Raw genomic sequence first — 18,560 nt, forward strand, 5'->3', positions numbered from 1 at the left:
TCTTTTGATTGGTTAAAAAATTAATGATGGATAATGACTTCTTCACTTTGATTTGCAGGGGTAAACCCTAGAATTTTTCCAAAAAACGATAGCTCCATTTCCAATACTTTGGTTAATGTTGCTTCTTGTCTAAAACCATGTCCTTCTTCTGGAAAAGAATAATAGGCATAAGGAATATGATTTTCTTTTAATGCTTGAATAATTGCTTCTGCTTGAGACGGTGGGACAACTTGATCTTTTAATCCTTGAAAGACGATCAAAGGAGATTGAATCTTGTGAATATGGGTTAAAGGGGAGCGATCATGAAAAATATGTTTTTCTTTGGGATACTCACCGATTAACCCATCTAAATAACGTGCTTCGAATTTATGTGTTTCCTCTGCTAAAGCCGTTAAATCTCCCACGCCATACAAGCACGATCCTGTTGCAAATAATGGAGATTGGATCAAAGCCGTGAGAACCGTGAATCCACCCGCACTGCTGCCCCGAATGACGATCCGTTTAGGGTCAACTTTACTTTGATGAATAAGATATTGGCACGCATCGATGCAATCTTGAACATCAAGAATACCCCATTGTTTTTGTAAGGCTTCACGATAGTTTTTTCCAAAACCCGTAGAGCCTCGATAATTTACATCAACAACAGCAAATCCTCGGCTGGTCCAAAATTGAATACGTGGCGAAAAATCATTGGTTGTTTGCCCTGTTGGCCCACCGTGAGCCAGAACTAATAAAGGGGGTAATTCACTTTCTATTGGGCAGTAGCTTTTATTGGTCGGTGGATAAAAGAACGCATGTGCCTCTTGATGATCTTGCGTTGGGAAAGTCATCAATTGTCCATAGGAAATATCTTCTGGGCTTAGCTGAACAGTGCTAGAAGACCGTAAAACATGGTGTTTCCCATTAGCATCTTGCATCATGATTTGAGCAGGATGATAGGGTGAATGATTAATCCATGCAAAACTATTTTTTTCTTTTAAAGGCACAGGGCATGCTTCTGGATGGTTAAGATCAATTTTTGATGGTTGCCCATCGCGAATTAAAATTGTTTCTGCATTCCCATTTGTTATTGCCTGAGCAATAAATTCGTTTTGTTGAATCGGATACCAACTCTGTTGCCCAAACACCCATGCGGGCAATCCGATCTCGGCATCCATTGGGGCAATAGCACAAATTTTTGAATCATTGATGCTTACTTGATAGAGATTCCAATAACCACTGCGATCACTACAGACAACAAGCGTATGATCTGATGTCCACTCAGCCTGAATTAATGATTCTTGGATTTCTGTTCCTGCGATGATCTTGGTATGATTTAAAGAAAGCGTTTGGTCAATGTCTGCGATATATAAACGCGTTGCTTCCCAAGGCATATTGGGGTGATCCCATTCAATCCATGCTAACTGATTTTGATCTGGGGATAAACGAGGGGAACTGTAAAAATCAGATCCTTTGACTAAAATGGTTAATTGTTGTGGGTTGGATAAAGATAAAGCAACAATATAATTTACTACATTATTTTGCGTATGATGTTCAGCAACACAGATGACAAATTGACCCGTTATTCGAAAATCAGCAAAACGATAATTATTATCTTGGAAGATGAGAAGAGGTTCTTGTTCTTTATCGATAAACCAGACAGCCCCTGTTTTTTGATCACTAAAGACAATTTGTTGGTGATGGACGTGATAGGCTCCACCTCCATATTCATGGACATGCGTTCCCACAGAAAAGGGGTGAGGTGTCATATCTCTTATATTGGTTGTTGTTGGATTTTGTTTAACTAAAACGGTTCTGCCTTGCTCTTCTGGACGTCGTTCTAACCAATAAATATCATCATGGTCTGTTGTTAGTTCGGAAAAAATAACATTTTTTCCATTAACGATTTGGGGTGTAAAGGAAGATACCCAGCTGCCGCATAATTGTGGTGTTTTTAAATCCGTCATCAATATAACCTTTACAAATTATCTGTTACCATCGGAATTATACTATATCATAAAAACAATTTGTAAGCGTTTATCTGGGAGTTTTATAAGATGTCATCTTTTAGAGAGTTTAATCTGAAATTGACGTCAGGTAAAATGGTTCAGTTTAGACCTGTGTCTGGTCAAGGAAGCTGCTCAATTGGCATCAAAGGAATATCAAAAGGAAACTATGATATTTTATTAGAAGAAGATGTTCTGGTAAACTGGGATGCTTTTAATGATTTATTTACCCCAGCGGCAGAAGATCAGCCTGAAGAATATCCCTATGGTAATTTTCCAAGGTTTTTTTACTATGCTGGAAATGACATTGGCTTTGTAGAATGGTCAAAGAAAAGAAAGATAGAAGAGTTTAACTGGTGTCCATATGATGATGTTGTGTTAGATCTTGCCAATGCACAGATTTCTAATTTATCGATAGATTCAGCAGGCAATAAAATAGAGTTGCGCAATGCGCATCAAATTCGTTCTTTATCTCTGTCTGGGAATATCGAGACGATTCATATTGTAAATCCTGAAGCAATCAAATCAATAGATATTAGCAGTGGGGCAAATATAATTTTTAATTGTGAATATTTATTGCCTTTTATCAATTTAAAGTCATTAAATTTAAATGGCAATGTAAGTAATCTTCATGCGTTAAAAGAATTAACACAGATTGAATTTCTTGGGTTACGTTATATGCCTGATCTCTCAGGAATGCCTTCTTTAACATCTTGGACTAAATTAAGAAGGTTCATCGCGTATGTTGTGGAAGAAAAGCAAGGGAAGCTTCTTAGGGCTGAGCTGAAACAATTAATTAAAGAAGAGAAGTTACCTGATACAGAAAATAATTTTTTCTCAGTCAGTAAACTAAAAAGTAAATTATGGTTTATGGGAGAGGGGAATAATTTTTTTGCTAGCTGGTCAGATAAAAATGAAAAGAAAGCATCCAAAGCCTATAAACTTGCTGTGAAAGAAGTATCAAACGCGAAAGCTGAAAACCAAGTCAAAGAAGCGGTTTTAAAATTTATTAAGATAATAAATATATTACTTAATATTGAGACCACCGAACGAGAAGATATATGGTTTGCCGTTCAACAACTGGTCAAGGAATGTCATTTTGATATTTCAGAGGATCTTGCTATGGAATGGTTTGATGGGGCCAGAGATTTTTAATACAATCTTTTTGTGTCTGCTATCTTTGTAGTTTTTAGTTTCATAAAGATAAATAATAAGGTAAAGAAAATTATTTGTATAACTCTATAACACATGATGGGTATAGAACACTGGTAGAACAATTTATGGATTTTATCCGTGATTATAGTTATTACGGATATTTGGTCGTTGGTCTGGTGATTATGTTGGAAAGTATGGGGCTTTTGCTCCCTGCTGAAACAATGCTGATTGCCGCTTCTATATATGCAGCCTCTCCCAATAGTGGATTAAATATTCATTTAATCGCATTATCGGCAATTGTTGGTGCAATTATGGGGGATAATTTTGGTTATTTAATAGGACATAAAATTGGATATCATGTCCTAAAAAAATACGGTTCCAAAATTAAGTTAACACCAGAACGATTATTATTAGGTCAATATTTGTTTAGACATCATGGGGGTAAAGTTGTCTTTATCGGACGTTTTATGGTGCTGTTGCGTCTTTTTACTGCTTTATTAGCAGGTGCGAACAAAATGCCTTGGAAAGGTTTTATGTTTTATAATGCCTTAGGCGGTATTGCATGGGCTGGTGGATATAGCTATGTAACTTATTTCCTTGGTAAGCAAATTTTACAACTCGAAGGAACAATTGGTATTGTCTTAGGCGTTATTGGTGGTGTAATTTTGCTATCTTTTATTTGGTTTATTCATAAAAATGAAAAGAAACTCATTGAACACGCTCAAAAAGAAGCTGAGCGTGAAGCTGCTGAGTTAGATCATAGTATCAATAATTAGACCCTTTTAAAGATCCAAAAAATCGGCTGTCTGCCTGCTTGATATGCTTTTTGTTCGTATCGCGTAGATGGCCAATCTGATGGACGTTCAGTCGTTTCCAAGATTTTCTCAAAATAAGACTGATTTCCCATGACCTCTAATACCCATTCTTGATAAGTAGGATCATCACTGGCAACGTGCCAATGCGCTCCAGAACACAAAATCCGATGTAACAAAGGAATACGATCAGGATGGACAAAACGACGCTTTGCATGACGTGCTTTTGGCCAAGGATCAGGAAACATTAAAAAAAGTTTATCAATCGATTGATCTGGAAATTCACGAATTAAAATACGCGCATCTTCATTCCAAAGTCGCAGCATATCTGGAATAGGTGCTGTTTTTTCATCGTCAGTTTCATCTAATAGATTTGATAAAAGTGAACAAACCCCATTTTCAAAAACTTCACAGGCAATATAGCCAACATCAGGATTGGCTTGATGTCGAGCAATACTATGCTCCCCACCACCAAAACCAACCTCCATCCAAACCTCTTTTGGCGTTTGACCAAAAGCAGAGGCAGGCTCTTTTAAAGCAGTTTGTGGAAATTTAATTCTAGGAAGATAATCATCATATAAACGTTGTTGACGATCGCGCAGGGGATGACCACGACGGCGACCATATAAACGTTCAGTTGCGGGCTTTTCATTTTCCAATGAAAAGAGAAGCTCCTTCTCAGAGGAGCTTTTCTTTGTAGTATTCATAACAAACAGTCTTTACAAATTAACGATTAAACGCATTACGTAAAGTATCAACTAGGTCAGTTTGTTCCCAAGTAAAGTTGTCTTTCTTGAGGTCGGGCGTGCGACCGAAATGACCATAAGCTGCAGTTTCTCTATAAATTGGACGGTTTAAACGTAAATGTTTACGGATCCCTTTGGGGGACAAATCCATCACTTCACGAAGAACTTTTTCCAATTTTTCTTCATTAATATCTTTACCACTATTATGTAAATCAACATAAACAGATAAAGGATGAGAAACACCAATAGCATAAGAAATCTGTAAAGTACAGCTATCTGCAAGGCCTGCGGCCACGATATTCTTAGCTAAATAACGACAAGCATATGCTGCGGAACGATCAACTTTGGTTGGATCTTTACCAGAGAATGCTCCACCACCATGCGGTGCAGCCCCACCATAAGTATCAACAATGATTTTGCGTCCTGTTAATCCACAATCCCCATCTGGGCCACCAATAATGAATAAGCCTGTTGGGTTAACATAGAATTCATTTTCAGGACACATCCAACCTTCTGGAAGCGTATTTGTAATGAGCTCATGTAGTGTATTGCGAATATCACTTTGTTTCATGGCTTCTTCATGTTGAGTAGACAACACAATAGAGGTTGCCCCAACAGGTTTACCATTAACATATTTCAAAGTGACTTGACTTTTTGCGTCAGGAAGAAAGCCTTTGCCTTTTGGATCATTGGATTTACGAAGATCATTCAGATTTTGTAAAATCTTATGCGCATAGTAAATCGGTGCAGGCATTAAACTGTCTGTTTCTGTGGTAGCATACCCAAACATGATGCCTTGGTCACCAGCACCTTCATCTTTGCCTTCACCACTATCCACACCCATTGCAATATGAGCAGACTGAGCATGAAGGAGGTTCAAAGCACTGGCATTTTTCCATGAAAAGCCCTCTTGATCGTAACCGATTTCTTTAACGGTTTCACGAGCCTTTTCAATAAGCAATTCTTTGATAATGCTTTCTGGGCCACGAACTTCACCAGCCAAAATAATTTGGTTTGTGGTGACAAGAGTTTCACAAGCTACGCGAGCTTCTGGATCTGCTGCAAGATATGTGTCCAACACGGCATCGCTGATACGATCAGCAACTTTGTCTGGATGTCCTTCAGATACTGATTCAGAAGCGAACAGAAAATCGCTATTGTTTCGCATAATTTTTCTGCTATCCCATCTAATTTAAATGTAAAAAACGAATTTCATAACAGACCCTTTTGTAACGTCTACGTCAAGAGTAAAAGTAAAAAAAACTTTATCTATTGCACAGGATCAAGCCCAAGGACATGAGTCATGCCGTATAAACCTGCGGGTTTTCCTGCACTCCATAACGCAGAGCGAACGGCACCTTTGGCAAAAATTCGACGATCAAATGCTTTGTGTGTCAAACTGATTTCTTCTACATCTGATAAGAAAATAGCACTATGTTCACCTACAATTTGCCCACCACGGAGTGCAGCAAATCCAATTGCACCCTCTTTGCGAGCCCCTGTAACACCGTCTCGACCAGATTCTTTTACATCTTTTAATTGTACATTTCTTGCTTTTGCAATGGACTCTCCAATTGCCAAGGCTGTGCCGGAAGGCGCATCTACTTTTTGGCGATGATGTGTTTCGACAATTTCAGCATCGTAGTGAGTGGCAGGTAATGCTTTTGCCAATTCACCTGCAAGGCGCAACATTAATGTGACCCCAGGTGAAAAATTTGCAGCTTGGATGACGGGAACTGTGCTGGCTGCTTCTTGAATTAATCGTTGAGTTTCTTCACTGATTCCTGTCGTTCCTAAAACCCAAGCAACGTGACTATTTTTAAAAGCTTTGGCGTGGGTTCCAGTAATAGCAGCATTGGTAAAATCAATAATGACATCACTCACTTGGATCAGCGCATCGATATTATCAAAGACTGGAACGGTATCAGACAAATTGTTAATATCTTTTGATAAAGCTGTTCCACCTGATAAAACTGCGTTTTCTTGCTGTTGAACTTCTTCGACCAATAAACGCCCAACGCGCCCAGTAATACCAGCAATACCAATTCGTAAAGGAGATGATGTCATTTTTAAACTTTCATATTAAGAAATAGAATCAAGATTTTCCTTCAAAGAAATCTCTTACTTTACTAAAGAATCCTGAGGTTTCAGGACTGCCTTGTTCGTGTCCATCTTGAGATTCTTTTTCGAATTCTTCAAGAAGTTCTTTTTGACGTTTGGTGAGATTTTGAGGCGTTTCAACTTTGACCTCAATATACATATCCCCACGAGAAGAAGATCTTAATATAGAAAATCCCTTACCACGAAGACGGAATTGCTTGCCTGATTGCGTTCCTGTTGGGATTTTAACTTTGGTTCTGCCACCATCGATAATTGGAACTTCGATTTCTGCACCCAAAGCGGCTTGGGTCATTCTTACTGGAATACGACAAAAGATCGTGCCGCCGTCACGTTGGAAAATATCATGAGGCAAGACGCTGACATGAACATATAAATCGCCAGGAGGCGTTCCATTACTGCCTGCTTCACCTTCACCAGCGATACGGATTCGGGTTCCATCTTCAATTCCTGCAGGAATATCGATTTCAAGTTCTTTTTCTTGGCTTTCTAAGCCAGTACCTTGACATTTTTTACATGGATTGCTGATGACCTGACCTGACCCATGGCAAGTATGACATGGACGTTCGACAAGGAAGAAGCCATTTTGAGAGCGAATTTTTCCTGATCCATGACAAGTAGGACAAGTTTGGCTACCTTTTGCTTTGTCTTCAGAGCCAGAACCATTACAACTTGTACAAGATTTTTTACTTTGGAATTTAACGGTCTTTTTTACGCCAGAAAAGGCTTCAGTGAGTTCAATTTCTGTTTGAATTTGGATGTCGGCTCCAGTGCGTCTTTGTCCTTGACCACCACGGCGCATTCCCATCATATCGCCAAACATATCGAAAATATCACCAAACCCGCCAGCTCCAAATCCTCCGGCGCCTGGGCCGCCATTTTGGAAAGCGTCATGACCATACTGGTCATATGCAGCTTTTTTCTGTTCGTCTTTCAGAACATCATAAGCTTCATTAACTTCTTTGAATTTTGCTTCTGCCTCTGGATCGCCTTGGTTGCGATCGGGATGATATTTCATCGCCTTTTTGCGATAGGCTTGCTTTATTTCCACCTGAGTCGCGGTGCGGCTGATTTTCAGCACTTCATAATAATCTCGTTTAGACATTGATTTTCTCAATATTACTTTTTTTGGTGTATAATAAATCAGCCCGCCTTCGAAGAGAAGCGCGGGCCTCAAAGTAATCTAAGGCATACTAAAGTGAATATACCTTATTTATTTAGATACCTGCGAAAAGATCAGGTAGATTTCTTATCATTTTGGTTAACATCTTCAAAATCGGCATCAACAACATCTTCTGCAGGTTTTTCAGAAGAATCTTGAGCATCAGCTGCTGCATCAGCACCACCGGTTGCTTTGTAAATGGTTTCACCAATTTTCATCAATAATTGAGACAGTTTTTCTGTTGCTGCTTTAAGTTCAGCGACGTCACTGCTTTCTTTTTTAGCTTTAACATCAGCAACTGCAGTTTCGATTTCTGTTTTTGTTGCATCGTCAAGCTTGTCGCCATGCTCTTGCAGATTTTTCTCTACTTGAGCGACCAATGAATCAGCTTGGTTTCTTGTTTCAACCATTTCTTTTTTGGCTTTATCTGCATCAGCATTTGCTTCTGCATCTTTAACCATGTTTTCAATATCCGCATCAGATAGACCACCAGATGCTTGGATTTTGATTTGTTGTTCTTTGCCTGTTGCTTTATCTTTTGCAGATACAGATACGATACCGTTAGCGTCAATATCAAAAGTAACTTCAATCTGAGGAACGCCACGAGGTGCAGGTGCGATGCCTGTTAGGTCAAAGTTACCTAACAATTTATTGTCTGCAGCCATTTCACGTTCACCTTGGCAGACGCGAATGGTAACAGCGTTTTGATTATCTTCAGCAGTAGAGAAGGTTTGGCTTTTCTTGGTCGGAATGGTTGTATTTCTGTCGATTAAACGGGTAAATACACCACCCAACGTTTCAATACCCAAAGATAATGGGGTAACGTCTAACAATAGAACGTCTTTAACATCACCTTTTAATACCGCACCCTGAATTGCTGCACCGATAGCAACCACCTCATCAGGGTTCACATTACGAGCAGGCTCTTTACCAAAGAATTCTTTAACGGTTTCGATTACCTTAGGCATACGGGTCATACCACCGACCAAAATCACTTCATCAATACCACCAGCAGAAAGCGCAGCATCTTTTAATGCAGCTTTACAAGGTTCAAGAGTTCTTTTGATAAGATCTTCAACAAGACTCTCTAGTTTTGCACGGCTTAATTTAAGAACCAAATGTTTTGGTCCAGAAGCATCAGCAGTGATAAAAGGCAAGTTGATTTCGGTTTCTTTAGAAGAAGAAAGTTCGATTTTTGCTTTTTCAGCAGCTTCTTTTAAGCGTTGTAAAGCAAGTTTATCCCCACGGAGATCAATACCTTGTTCTTTTTTGAATTCATCAGCGAGGAATTCGATGATACGAGAATCGAAATCTTCACCACCAAGGAATGTATCACCGTTGGTTGATTTAACTTCGATCACACCATCGGAGATTTCCAAAACAGAAATATCAAAAGTACCACCACCCAAGTCATATACAGCAATGGTTCCACTGTTTTTCTTTTCCAAACCATAAGCCAAAGCAGCAGCTGTGGGTTCGTTAATAATACGAAGGACTTCTAACCCTGCAATTTTACCCGCATCTTTGGTCGCTTGACGTTGTGCATCATTAAAGTAAGCAGGAACAGTAATAACAGCTTGTGTTACTTTTTCACCAAGATAAGATTCTGCTGTTTCTTTCATTTTACCAAGGATGAATGCGGAAACTTGAGAAGGTGCATATTTTTTACCGCGAGCTTCGACCCATGCGTCGCCATTATCACCTTTAACAATTTCGTAGGGAACCAAACCTTTATCGCGTGCAACCATTTTATCATCAAAACGACGACCAATTAATCTTTTTACAGCATATAAAGTGTTGCTTGGGTTAGTAACTGCTTGTCTTTTAGCAGATTGACCCACCAACATTTCGTCGCCTTCAGTGAAAGCAACCATAGAAGGGGTTGTACGTGCACCTTCGCTGTTTTCGATAACTTTTGTTTCATTCCCTTCACGGATAGAAATACAAGAGTTTGTTGTACCTAAGTCGATACCAATAACTTTACTCATAAATAAGCTCCTTTTAGCAACTTTCAATAAGACCCGAAGCGTCTTGTAAAAGTCCTCTATTTTAAAAATTTTATCACTCTTATGATCTCCCAATCTTGGCTAAGCCATAGGAGTGATACAAGATATAAATATGTATCCTTGAGGTTTGTTTCAAGGAATTTTATCTAACACTATATTATACACAAAAAATTCATTAAGTCAGCAACTTAATAAAAAATTAATAACAGTTTTTATTCTTTTTTCTCGCCAGCCTTGGCAACAATGACCATCGCTGGTTTCAATAGGCGATTATTTAAAGTCCAGGTTGGTGTCCAGCTTTGAATAACAGTTCCAGAAGGATGTTCATCAGAGGGTTGCTCTGCCATGGCTTGATGTTTATTTGCATCAAATGGAGCGCCGGTTGGATCTTCGTATTTAATGCCATTTTTATCTAAGATTTGTAAAAAAGAACGCTCTGTACTTTCAAAACCTTCACGCATTTTGGTTAAAATAGGATCTTCACCTTCTGTTTTAGGAGGAAGGCTATCCAGACCACGACGTAAATTTTCTGCAGCTTCTACAACGTCACGTGCAAATTTTTGTACGCTGTATAAACGGGTATCATCAAGTTCTTTTTTATGACGATTACGTAAATTTTGGTTTTCAGCTTCAGAGCGTAGCCAATTATCTTTGGCTTCTTGAAGTTCAGCCTTTAGCTTTTCGACAGAATCTGGCTCATTAGCTGCATCTTCTGCAGTCTCTTGAGTTTGATTAAATATGGTTTCATGTCCAGAGGACACCTCTTCTTGTCCAGAGCCAATATTGGCCTCTGCGTCGTTTGGTTTATGTTCTTGTTGTGTCATAATATTTCATGTACTTTGTTGTTAAAATTCACGATCAGAACAAGCTCTTATTTTTCATAACAAGCTTGAAGATAATTTATAAACTAAAACTATCTTGTTATTATTTTAATAAAATTTATAAAAGATAACAAGGAATTCAAGTAAGTTTTCGATTAAGTTAGATAAGTTAAATGGTTTTGTTTTTAATTAATGTGATAATTAAGACTAAATGCACGGGTTTTTGCCATGATTTATTTTTATATATAACCTTAATTTTTTCGAAGATGGAGTAATAGATATGGAAGCTGGAAAATATGTGATTGCATTGGTTGATGATGATCGCAATATTTTAACCTCTGTTTTTATGATGTTAGAGGCAGATGGTTTTGCTGTGCAAACATATACGGACGGTGAAAGTGCGTTGCAAGGATTATTGTCACGTCCAGTGGATTTAGCTGTTTTAGATATTAAAATGCCTCGTATGGATGGGATTGAACTTTTACAAAGACTTCGTAGCCGTTCACAGATGCCAGTTATTATGCTTTCTTCTAAAGATGAAGAAATCGATCAATTAATGGGTCTACGTTTGGGTGCAGATGATTACATTACCAAACCATTTTCACAACGTTTGTTACTTGAACGCATTAGAGCTTTATTAAGACGTAACGACGTTAATAAAACGGAGGTCGAAGGTGGTGCTGTAGCCAGTGGTGTGGTTGTGCGTGGATCTTTGACATTGGATGATTTGCGTCATCAATGCCGTTGGAATAACGAAGATATCCAATTAACAGTAACAGAGTTCTTGTTAACCAAAGCGCTTGCAATGCGTCCTGGGTTGGTAAAGTCTAGAGACCAATTGATTGATGCGGCTTATGGTGAAAATATCTATGTTGATGATCGAACCATAGATAGTCATATTAAACGTATTCGTAAAAAATTTCGTCAAGTCGATCCCGAGTTCAATAAAATTGAAACATTATATGGAATTGGGTATCGATATAAGGAAGATTAATGGCTCTTTTTTCCTACTTTCAAAATGGTAAAACAGTATCGACAGATAAAATAAATTACAAAGCAAGATTCTCATCACCATTGATGAGACGTATTTTACTTGTCAATGCGTTGCCGCTTGTCGTTTTGGTTGCAACGTTATTATACCTCAATCAATTTCAAAATAGCTTGCTGGAAACAGAAGTCACGGCTTTACGAGAGCAAGCAAAAATCTATGCTGGTGCATTAGGACAAAGTGCTACACGTAAAATAAAAGATCAACTTGTTTTAGAAGATGCTTTTGGAGTTATGTTTGCTAAAAAACCGATGGATATTCACTTTTTATCTGTTGATCTGGCCCGTCCGTTGTTATTGAGTTTGACTGAACCAAGTCCGAGTGTCAGAGCCAGAGTCTATGGTCCAGACGGTCAATTAGTGGTTGATAGTCGCGATGCATTAAGTAAAGAAAAACAAGTTAAAAATACAAAAGAGAATGCATCATCTGTTTTGATACACTCGTCCAAAGGAAAGAGCGATTTTTCAAAGATAAACACGGAAAATGAAAAAATTATCAATACGCGCTATGATACGGTTTTAGAAAAGGTCTACACACATCTTTTAAATCTGATGCCATACTCTGGCGAGCGCAAAATTAAAAATCTAACTGTAAATGCGGATCCAGAGGCAATTCCAAATGCTGTAAAGAAATATTTACAGTTTACCAATGACCCAAACAGTCAAGAAATGCCACCTTATATCCGTCGGACAGTTGATCATCGTTTATTGATTACAATTTCTGAACCTATTGTTCATCAAGGAAAAACCGTTGGAATTATTCAATTAACCAGAGAAGCTACGAATGTAGATAGGGCACTATTTGCAGTACGTTCTTCAATTTTAATCTTGTTCTTACTTGCTTTGATTATTACGGTTTTATTGTCTTGGTATTTATCACTAACAATTGCCAGACCGTTGTTAGCATTGGCAATAGCGACGCATAAAATGCGTGACTCAGTGGGTAAAACAGGAATGGTTCCCGAGGGATTATTAAGTCGCAAAGATGAAATTGGTGATTTGGCTAGGGCATTACAAGACAGCGCCAAAGCATTATGGACCAGAATGGGCGCGATTGAACGTTTCGCAGCCGATGTCAGCCATGAGCTGAAAAACCCATTATCTTCGATTCGTTCTGCGATAGAATTATTGCCAAGAATTGCTGATATGGAGCATAGAAAACGTTTATTTGCTGTCGTTCGAGATGACGTGAATCGGCTTGATCGTTTGATTACCGATATTGCAAGCTCCAGCCGTATTGAAACAGAAATGTCGCGTGTGACCCCTGAGGCGGTTGAGGTGATGCCAATTTTCAAGTTATTATCAGAACTCTATGAGGCCACTCATAAGGTGAATGACCCCCATATTGTTGTAGAAGTAGATCAAGAAGACCATCAGCACAATTTTAAAGTATTGGCTGTAGAGGATCGTTTGGTGCAAGTTTTACGCAATCTAATTGGAAATGCGATATCGTTTTCTCCGCCGAATGGTCAAATTACTTTATCTGTCAAAGCGTTAAAAGATAAAGTTGAATTGAGTGTCAGCGATCAGGGTTCCGGAGTTCCTGAAAATAAACTCAACAGTATATTTGAGCGTTTTTATACAGAACGCCCCGAAGGAGAAAATTTCGGTCAACATTCAGGTTTAGGGTTATCAATTTGTCGACAAATTATTGTTGCTTTAAGAGGGACGATACAAGCGCAAAATATACATGATGAGCAACGAAAGGTGATTGGTGCTCGTTTTGTGATATCGTTGCCAAGGGTTATGTGATAAATATGCATCATTTTTAGAGATCAAAATGATGCATAAAAGATACATGTTTTTCGATTCGTTAATGAATTTTTTTAATTAAATACATGTATCAAAAATACCTTAAAAAAGTGATTTTTCAGTATTTTATCAGGTGTACCAATGGATGTGTTCGATATTTGATTTACTATCGATACAAAATCAAGTTGTTTTTTTATCACATGTCTTGTTGTTGAGGGGCTTAAGGGTATTTTTTGATTGATTACCACGCTAGTAGATTTTATTACCAATATATAGTTATTGTTTGCTAAGATTCAGTAAGGTTTTTCACATCATGAAAAAGTCATTAAGTCGTCTTGCTATTATCGCCGCTGTGTTTGCTCCTGTTGCAGGTTATGCACAAAATTATTCAAATACCAATCTAGGTCCAGCTGTTAATCAAGCACAAAATGCTGCTTCTGTTCCAATGGTCAGAGAGGAAATTTGGGCTTCTGGTTGGAGTGGGAAAGTTCAATATCGTGACGTTCCGATGTATAAGACACCAAAAGCACCAAAGCCACATTGTGGTGTTTTTCAAACATGTCCTGGTGTCACTAAAATTGGTCTTGGCAAAGGTGATTTCATTGTTCGTCTTGGTGCATTAGCAACTATTCCAAATAATACAAGTAGCCGTACTTCAGTGGGTGGACGTATTACAGCATCCAATGGTGTAATGGCGGAATTAAGTGCGAATTACTTTGTTACTGATAACTTAGCTTTTGAATTGATTGCATCAAGCACACGTCATAGCATTTGGGCTAAGGGCACTGCTGCTGGAAATGTTCATGTTGGTAAAGCATGGGTTATTCCTCCTACAATTACGGCACAATGGCATTTTCGTCCACACAAAGCATTTAATCCATATGTTGGTGTTGGTTTAACGGTTGCTTTTTGGCATAATGTTAAGCCAGGTGGCGGCATTGCACAAAAAATTGGGTTGGAAACGACTGTTGGTCCAGCGTTCAATGTTGGGTTTGATTATCAAGTGGTTGGAAATTGGTTCTTTAACATGGACGCAAAACAAATCTTGTTAAATCAACGCGTTCATATTAATGATAGTCCTAACAGAATTGATGCCCGTACTTCTTTAAATCCAACAGTGGTTAGTGCAGGTATTGGATATCGCTTTTAACTAATTGCGGAGTTCGGAATGAAACAGGTTGTTTCCTTTGACCGTCTTGCGCGGTATGAAGGAAACTTACCGCGTTACACAAGCTATCCCACAGCTGTACAATTTACAGATAATGTGGGTTTTAGTCATTATAAAGAATGGTTGCAGGCTCTTCCAACAGGGGAGCCTGTTTCGTTGTATTTACACGTACCCTTTTGTGATGAGTTATGCAAATTTTGTGCCTGTAATACACAAGTTGTTAATCAAGAATCGATACGCAGTGCTTATGGGGATTTGTTGTGTGAAGAGCTGAAAAGATTGGCTGGGTTTCTTCAAACGCGTCGTTCAGTTAGTTTTATTCACTTTGGTGGCGGAACCCCAACAACACTACCTATGAATGCAATGAAAAGAGTAATGCAAACGATTTACTCTTTGTTCGACATTCAAGAAGATGCTGATATTTCAATAGAGCTTGATCCTCGACATGTTTCCGTTGAATATTTTTCTATGCTACATCCTTTAGGATTTACCAGAGTAAGTTTTGGCGTACAGGATTTAGATCCAAAGGTACAAAAGGCATGTGGGCGTATCCAAAGTAAAGAGTTAACAGCACATTGTATCGATGTAGTACGTCAGAATCATATTCAATCTGTGAATGTTGATTTAATTTATGGGCTTCCTAACCAAACAGTTGAAAGTTTACGCGAAACGATTCACTCTGTCGTAGAGTTAAAACCAGATCGTTTAGCAGTTTTTGGATATGCCCATGTTCCTTGGAAATTTAAACGTCAAACGTTGCTTGAAGGTGATGTTTTACCAGATAGCATGGAACGTTTTCAACAAAGACAAGTGATAGACGAAATATTACAAGAGGCTGGATATCAGGTTATTGGGTTGGATCATTACGCTTTGCCTCATGATTCTATGAGCACAACTGCTCAAAAAGGAACATTGCATCGTAATTTCCAAGGATATACAATTGATAATGCCCCTGCCTTGCTTGGGGTTGGCGCGTCCTCTGTGTCAATTGTTCCTCAAGGAATTGTTCAAAATCATGCTTCGGTTGCAATGTATCAAAAGGCTATGTCTCAAGAGGGATTACCTATTGCTCGTGGGGTAGAGCGTGATGAGGAAGATTTGTTGCGTTGGACAGTGATTGAAAGATTAATGTGTGATTTGTATATTGATTTAAATTCTGTAACACGTCAGTATAATAAACCGAACAGTTTTTTTGATGAGGCTCTGGCTAAACTAAAGACTTTTGAAGAAGATGGTTTAGTTAGGGTAGAAGATTATAAAATTACAGTCACAGAAGAGGGGCGTTGTTTTTTGAGAAACATAGTGGTTGTATTTGATACATACTATCGTGTTGCGCCGCAACGTCATGCCCAAGCAATATAACGGGGTATCTATATGAGCGTCCAAGATCAAGATGTTTGTCAAATTTTACATCAATCTATTCATCAGGCTTCGGAATATGGGTATCCTTATCGACATTGGTTATTAGAAAATGTTTTACCAGATTTTGTCTGTGATTCATTAATTGAATGGATGCCGGATGCTAGGGCAATTTCGGGTGATATTCAGGGGCGGCGTGAGAACCACAATCAAAATCGTGTTTTTGTAGATCCTCAAAAACAACAAGAAGATCCAAGATGTGCTACATTGGCTCAGGCATTTGAAGCGCAAGAGACGCGGGATCTTTTTTCTACAATGACGGGTGCTGATCTTTCTGATACATGGTTAAGATTAGAGCTGTGTTTGGATAAAGAAGGGTTTTGGCTTGAGCATCATACGGATATTGGCGCAAAGAAACTGACATTTCTAATTTCTTTATCTTTGGGAGAGGATGCTGAGAGTTGGGGTACTGATATTATGAATGCTCAAGGGGATTCTTTGGCAAGAAGCTCTGGAAAGTTCAATTCAGCATTTCTATTTATTCCTGGTAAAGATACGTGGCATGGCTATAAAAAACGCCCAATGAATGGTATTCGTCGTACTTTAATTATGAATTATGTCTCTCAAAACTGGCGAGCTAAGCATGAGCTTGCATTTAATTATGAATAATAATTAATTTAATATTTTTATTACTCTTTTTTGTATTTTGTATTAAAAACTATAACTTAGTTCTAAAATTGGGTTGTATGGCGGAAAAATAGGATAAAGAAGCATGAATGACATCGTACGTGAGCAAATGGAGTTTGATGTTTTAATTATAGGGGGTGGTCCTGCTGGGTTATCTGCCGCTATTCGATTAAAGCAATTGGCACCTTCTGTTGAGATTTGCTTGATCGAAAAAGCGTCTGAAATTGGTGCTCATATTGTTTCTGGTGCGGTATTAGAACCAACGGCATTAAATGAACTATTTCCAGACTGGAAACAAAGGGGCGCACCACTAGATACGCCTGTTAATCATGAACGTATGTTCTATTTGCCTGATGAAAAAAAATATACCGCTATACCAATGATTAAATCATTGATGCCTCAAATGAATAATGATGGGAATTACATCATAAGTTTGGGTAATTTCTGCCGTTGGTTAGCCACTCAAGCAGAAGAATTAGGCGTTGAAATTTTCCCTGGCTTTTCTGGTAGTGAATTGATTATTGAAGATGGTCAAGTTGTCGGTGTTGTGACTGGTGATATGGGGCTAGAGAAAGATGGTGCCCAAGGGTCAAATCATGAACCAGGTATGGAATTAAGAGCCAAATATACGTTATTTGCTGAAGGATGCCGTGGATCTTTATCTAAAAAATTGATGGATCAATTTAAATTAAGGCAAGGGGTTGACCCACAAACGTATGGTCTTGGGATTAAAGAGTTATGGGAAATTCCTGCACATAAACATAAACCCGGATATATACAACATAGTTTTGGATGGCCATTAGATAATCATACTTATGGTGGTTCTTGGTTGTATCATTTTGGCGATAATTTAGTGTCTTTTGGATTTGTCGTTGGTCTGGACTATTCTAATCCTTGGTTATCCCCATTTGAAGAAACGCAGCGTTCTAAATTACACCCTGTAATTAAATATCATTTAGAAGGAGGAAGAAGGATTAGCTATTCTGCACGCGCATTATCAGAAGGTGGGTTGCAATCTATTCCAAAACTTTCTTTTCCTGGTGGGCTATTAATTGGTGACGCTGCGGGCTTTTTAAATATGCCTAAAATTAAAGGCACACACACAGCTATGAAATCAGGGATGGTTGCAGCGGAAGCAATTGTAGAAGCATTAACAACACAAGAAATAGAACCAATTTCTTATCAGTTCCGTATGCGTCAATCTTGGGTTTGGCAAGAGCTGCATCAAGCACGTAATATTCGTCCTGCTTTTGCGAAATTTGGTGCCAAGATTGCAACGTTATATACCGGGTTCGATTCAATGGTGCGTGGAAAAGTGCCTTGGACATTTCGCCATCGTTTGGCTGATAATGAAAAATTAGAAGCAGCTTCTTTATTTGAAAAAGTTCAATATCCAAAACCAGATAATGAATTAACGTTCAGTCGTGAGTCCTCTGTATTCTTATCCAATATCGATCATAGAGACGATCAGCCCGTTCATTTGAAGTTAAAAAATACGTCTATTTGGAAAACGGTCAATTGGAATATCTTTAAATCTCCTGAAACAAGATATTGCCCAGCAGGGGTATATGAAGCAATTGATACCGAGACAGAGCCAAAGCTGCAAATTAATTCTCAGAATTGTATTCATTGTAAAACTTGTGATATTAAAGACCCCACACAAAATATAGATTGGGAAACGCCAGAAGGTGGCAGTGGTCCGAATTATCCAGGTGGAATGTAAGATTTTAATTTTAGTTAAT

General features: G+C 38.4%; 15 protein-coding genes. 8 read left to right on the forward strand and 7 right to left on the reverse strand.

Features of this window, described 5'->3' with window-relative positions; all coding sequences use genetic code 11:
- Positions 1–20: 20 nt before the first annotated feature.
- The gene (locus PQG52_RS05765; RefSeq protein WP_271828428.1) at positions 21–1,946 is read right to left on the reverse strand and encodes a S9 family peptidase; all 1,926 of its coding nucleotides are present in this window, start codon (positions 1,944–1,946) and stop codon (positions 21–23) included.
- Between the two features lie 90 nt (positions 1,947–2,036).
- On the opposite strand from PQG52_RS05765, the gene PQG52_RS05770 reads away from it, so the two are divergent.
- Both PQG52_RS05770 and PQG52_RS05775 read left to right on the forward strand, forming a co-directional pair.
- A complete protein-coding gene (locus tag PQG52_RS05770) occupies positions 2,037–3,140 on the forward strand; it encodes a leucine-rich repeat domain-containing protein (RefSeq protein WP_271828429.1) in 1,104 nt (367 codons plus the stop codon).
- Between the two features lie 125 nt (positions 3,141–3,265).
- The gene (locus PQG52_RS05775; protein ID WP_271828431.1) at positions 3,266–3,916 is read left to right on the forward strand and encodes a DedA family protein; all 651 of its coding nucleotides are present in this window, start codon (positions 3,266–3,268) and stop codon (positions 3,914–3,916) included.
- On the opposite strand, the gene trmB is transcribed toward PQG52_RS05775, so the two are convergent.
- The 6 genes from trmB to grpE form a co-directional block, all read right to left on the reverse strand.
- Entirely contained in the window at positions 3,913–4,659 is a 747-nt protein-coding gene (gene trmB / locus PQG52_RS05780) for a tRNA (guanine(46)-N(7))-methyltransferase TrmB (RefSeq protein WP_271828432.1), read from the reverse strand. The two genes, PQG52_RS05775 and trmB, sit on opposite strands and share 4 nt — an antisense overlap.
- 19 nt (positions 4,660–4,678) lie before the next feature.
- Complete coding sequence (gene metK / locus PQG52_RS05785; RefSeq protein WP_271828433.1) at positions 4,679–5,866, reverse strand: methionine adenosyltransferase; 1,188 nt, start codon at positions 5,864–5,866, stop codon at positions 4,679–4,681.
- A 101-nt stretch (positions 5,867–5,967) separates the two neighbouring features.
- On the reverse strand, positions 5,968–6,765 hold the full coding sequence (gene dapB / locus PQG52_RS05790; RefSeq protein WP_271828434.1) for a 4-hydroxy-tetrahydrodipicolinate reductase: 798 nt from the start codon (positions 6,763–6,765) through the stop codon (positions 5,968–5,970).
- A gap of 28 nt (positions 6,766–6,793) precedes the next feature.
- The gene (dnaJ, locus tag PQG52_RS05795) at positions 6,794–7,921 is read right to left on the reverse strand and encodes a molecular chaperone DnaJ (protein ID WP_271828436.1); all 1,128 of its coding nucleotides are present in this window, start codon (positions 7,919–7,921) and stop codon (positions 6,794–6,796) included.
- A 131-nt stretch (positions 7,922–8,052) separates the two neighbouring features.
- Positions 8,053–9,966, reverse strand: a complete 1,914-nt coding sequence (gene dnaK, locus PQG52_RS05800) for a molecular chaperone DnaK (RefSeq protein ID WP_271828437.1) — start codon at positions 9,964–9,966, stop codon at positions 8,053–8,055.
- A 230-nt stretch (positions 9,967–10,196) separates the two neighbouring features.
- Positions 10,197–10,808 (reverse strand): nucleotide exchange factor GrpE, encoded by a 612-nt coding sequence (grpE, locus tag PQG52_RS05805; RefSeq protein WP_271828438.1) that lies wholly within the window; start codon positions 10,806–10,808, stop codon positions 10,197–10,199.
- A gap of 277 nt (positions 10,809–11,085) precedes the next feature.
- On the opposite strand from grpE, the gene PQG52_RS05810 reads away from it, so the two are divergent.
- From PQG52_RS05810 to PQG52_RS05835, 6 genes are all read left to right on the forward strand, one after another.
- Positions 11,086–11,799: a response regulator transcription factor gene (locus PQG52_RS05810; protein WP_271789777.1), complete on the forward strand. Its 714-nt coding sequence runs from the start codon at positions 11,086–11,088 to the stop codon at positions 11,797–11,799.
- Entirely contained in the window at positions 11,799–13,604 is a 1,806-nt protein-coding gene (locus PQG52_RS05815; RefSeq protein WP_271828440.1) for a stimulus-sensing domain-containing protein, read from the forward strand. Before PQG52_RS05810 ends, PQG52_RS05815 begins: the two co-directional genes overlap by 1 nt.
- A gap of 313 nt (positions 13,605–13,917) precedes the next feature.
- Complete coding sequence (locus tag PQG52_RS05820; protein ID WP_271789779.1) at positions 13,918–14,754, forward strand: OmpW/AlkL family protein; 837 nt, start codon at positions 13,918–13,920, stop codon at positions 14,752–14,754.
- Positions 14,755–14,772: 18 nt separating this feature from the next.
- Positions 14,773–16,134, forward strand: coding sequence for an oxygen-independent coproporphyrinogen III oxidase (gene hemN, locus PQG52_RS05825; RefSeq protein ID WP_271789780.1), 1,362 nt, complete (start codon positions 14,773–14,775; stop codon positions 16,132–16,134).
- A gap of 12 nt (positions 16,135–16,146) precedes the next feature.
- Positions 16,147–16,800, forward strand: a complete 654-nt coding sequence (locus PQG52_RS05830; protein WP_271828441.1) for a 2OG-Fe(II) oxygenase — start codon at positions 16,147–16,149, stop codon at positions 16,798–16,800.
- Positions 16,801–16,903: 103 nt separating this feature from the next.
- On the forward strand, positions 16,904–18,541 hold the full coding sequence (locus tag PQG52_RS05835; RefSeq protein ID WP_271828442.1) for an electron transfer flavoprotein-ubiquinone oxidoreductase: 1,638 nt from the start codon (positions 16,904–16,906) through the stop codon (positions 18,539–18,541).
- The last annotated feature ends 19 nt before the right edge of the window (positions 18,542–18,560 follow it).

Origin of the sequence: Commensalibacter communis, assembly GCF_947179105.1 — a bacterium.
GTDB lineage: Bacteria > Pseudomonadota > Alphaproteobacteria > Acetobacterales > Acetobacteraceae > Commensalibacter > Commensalibacter communis.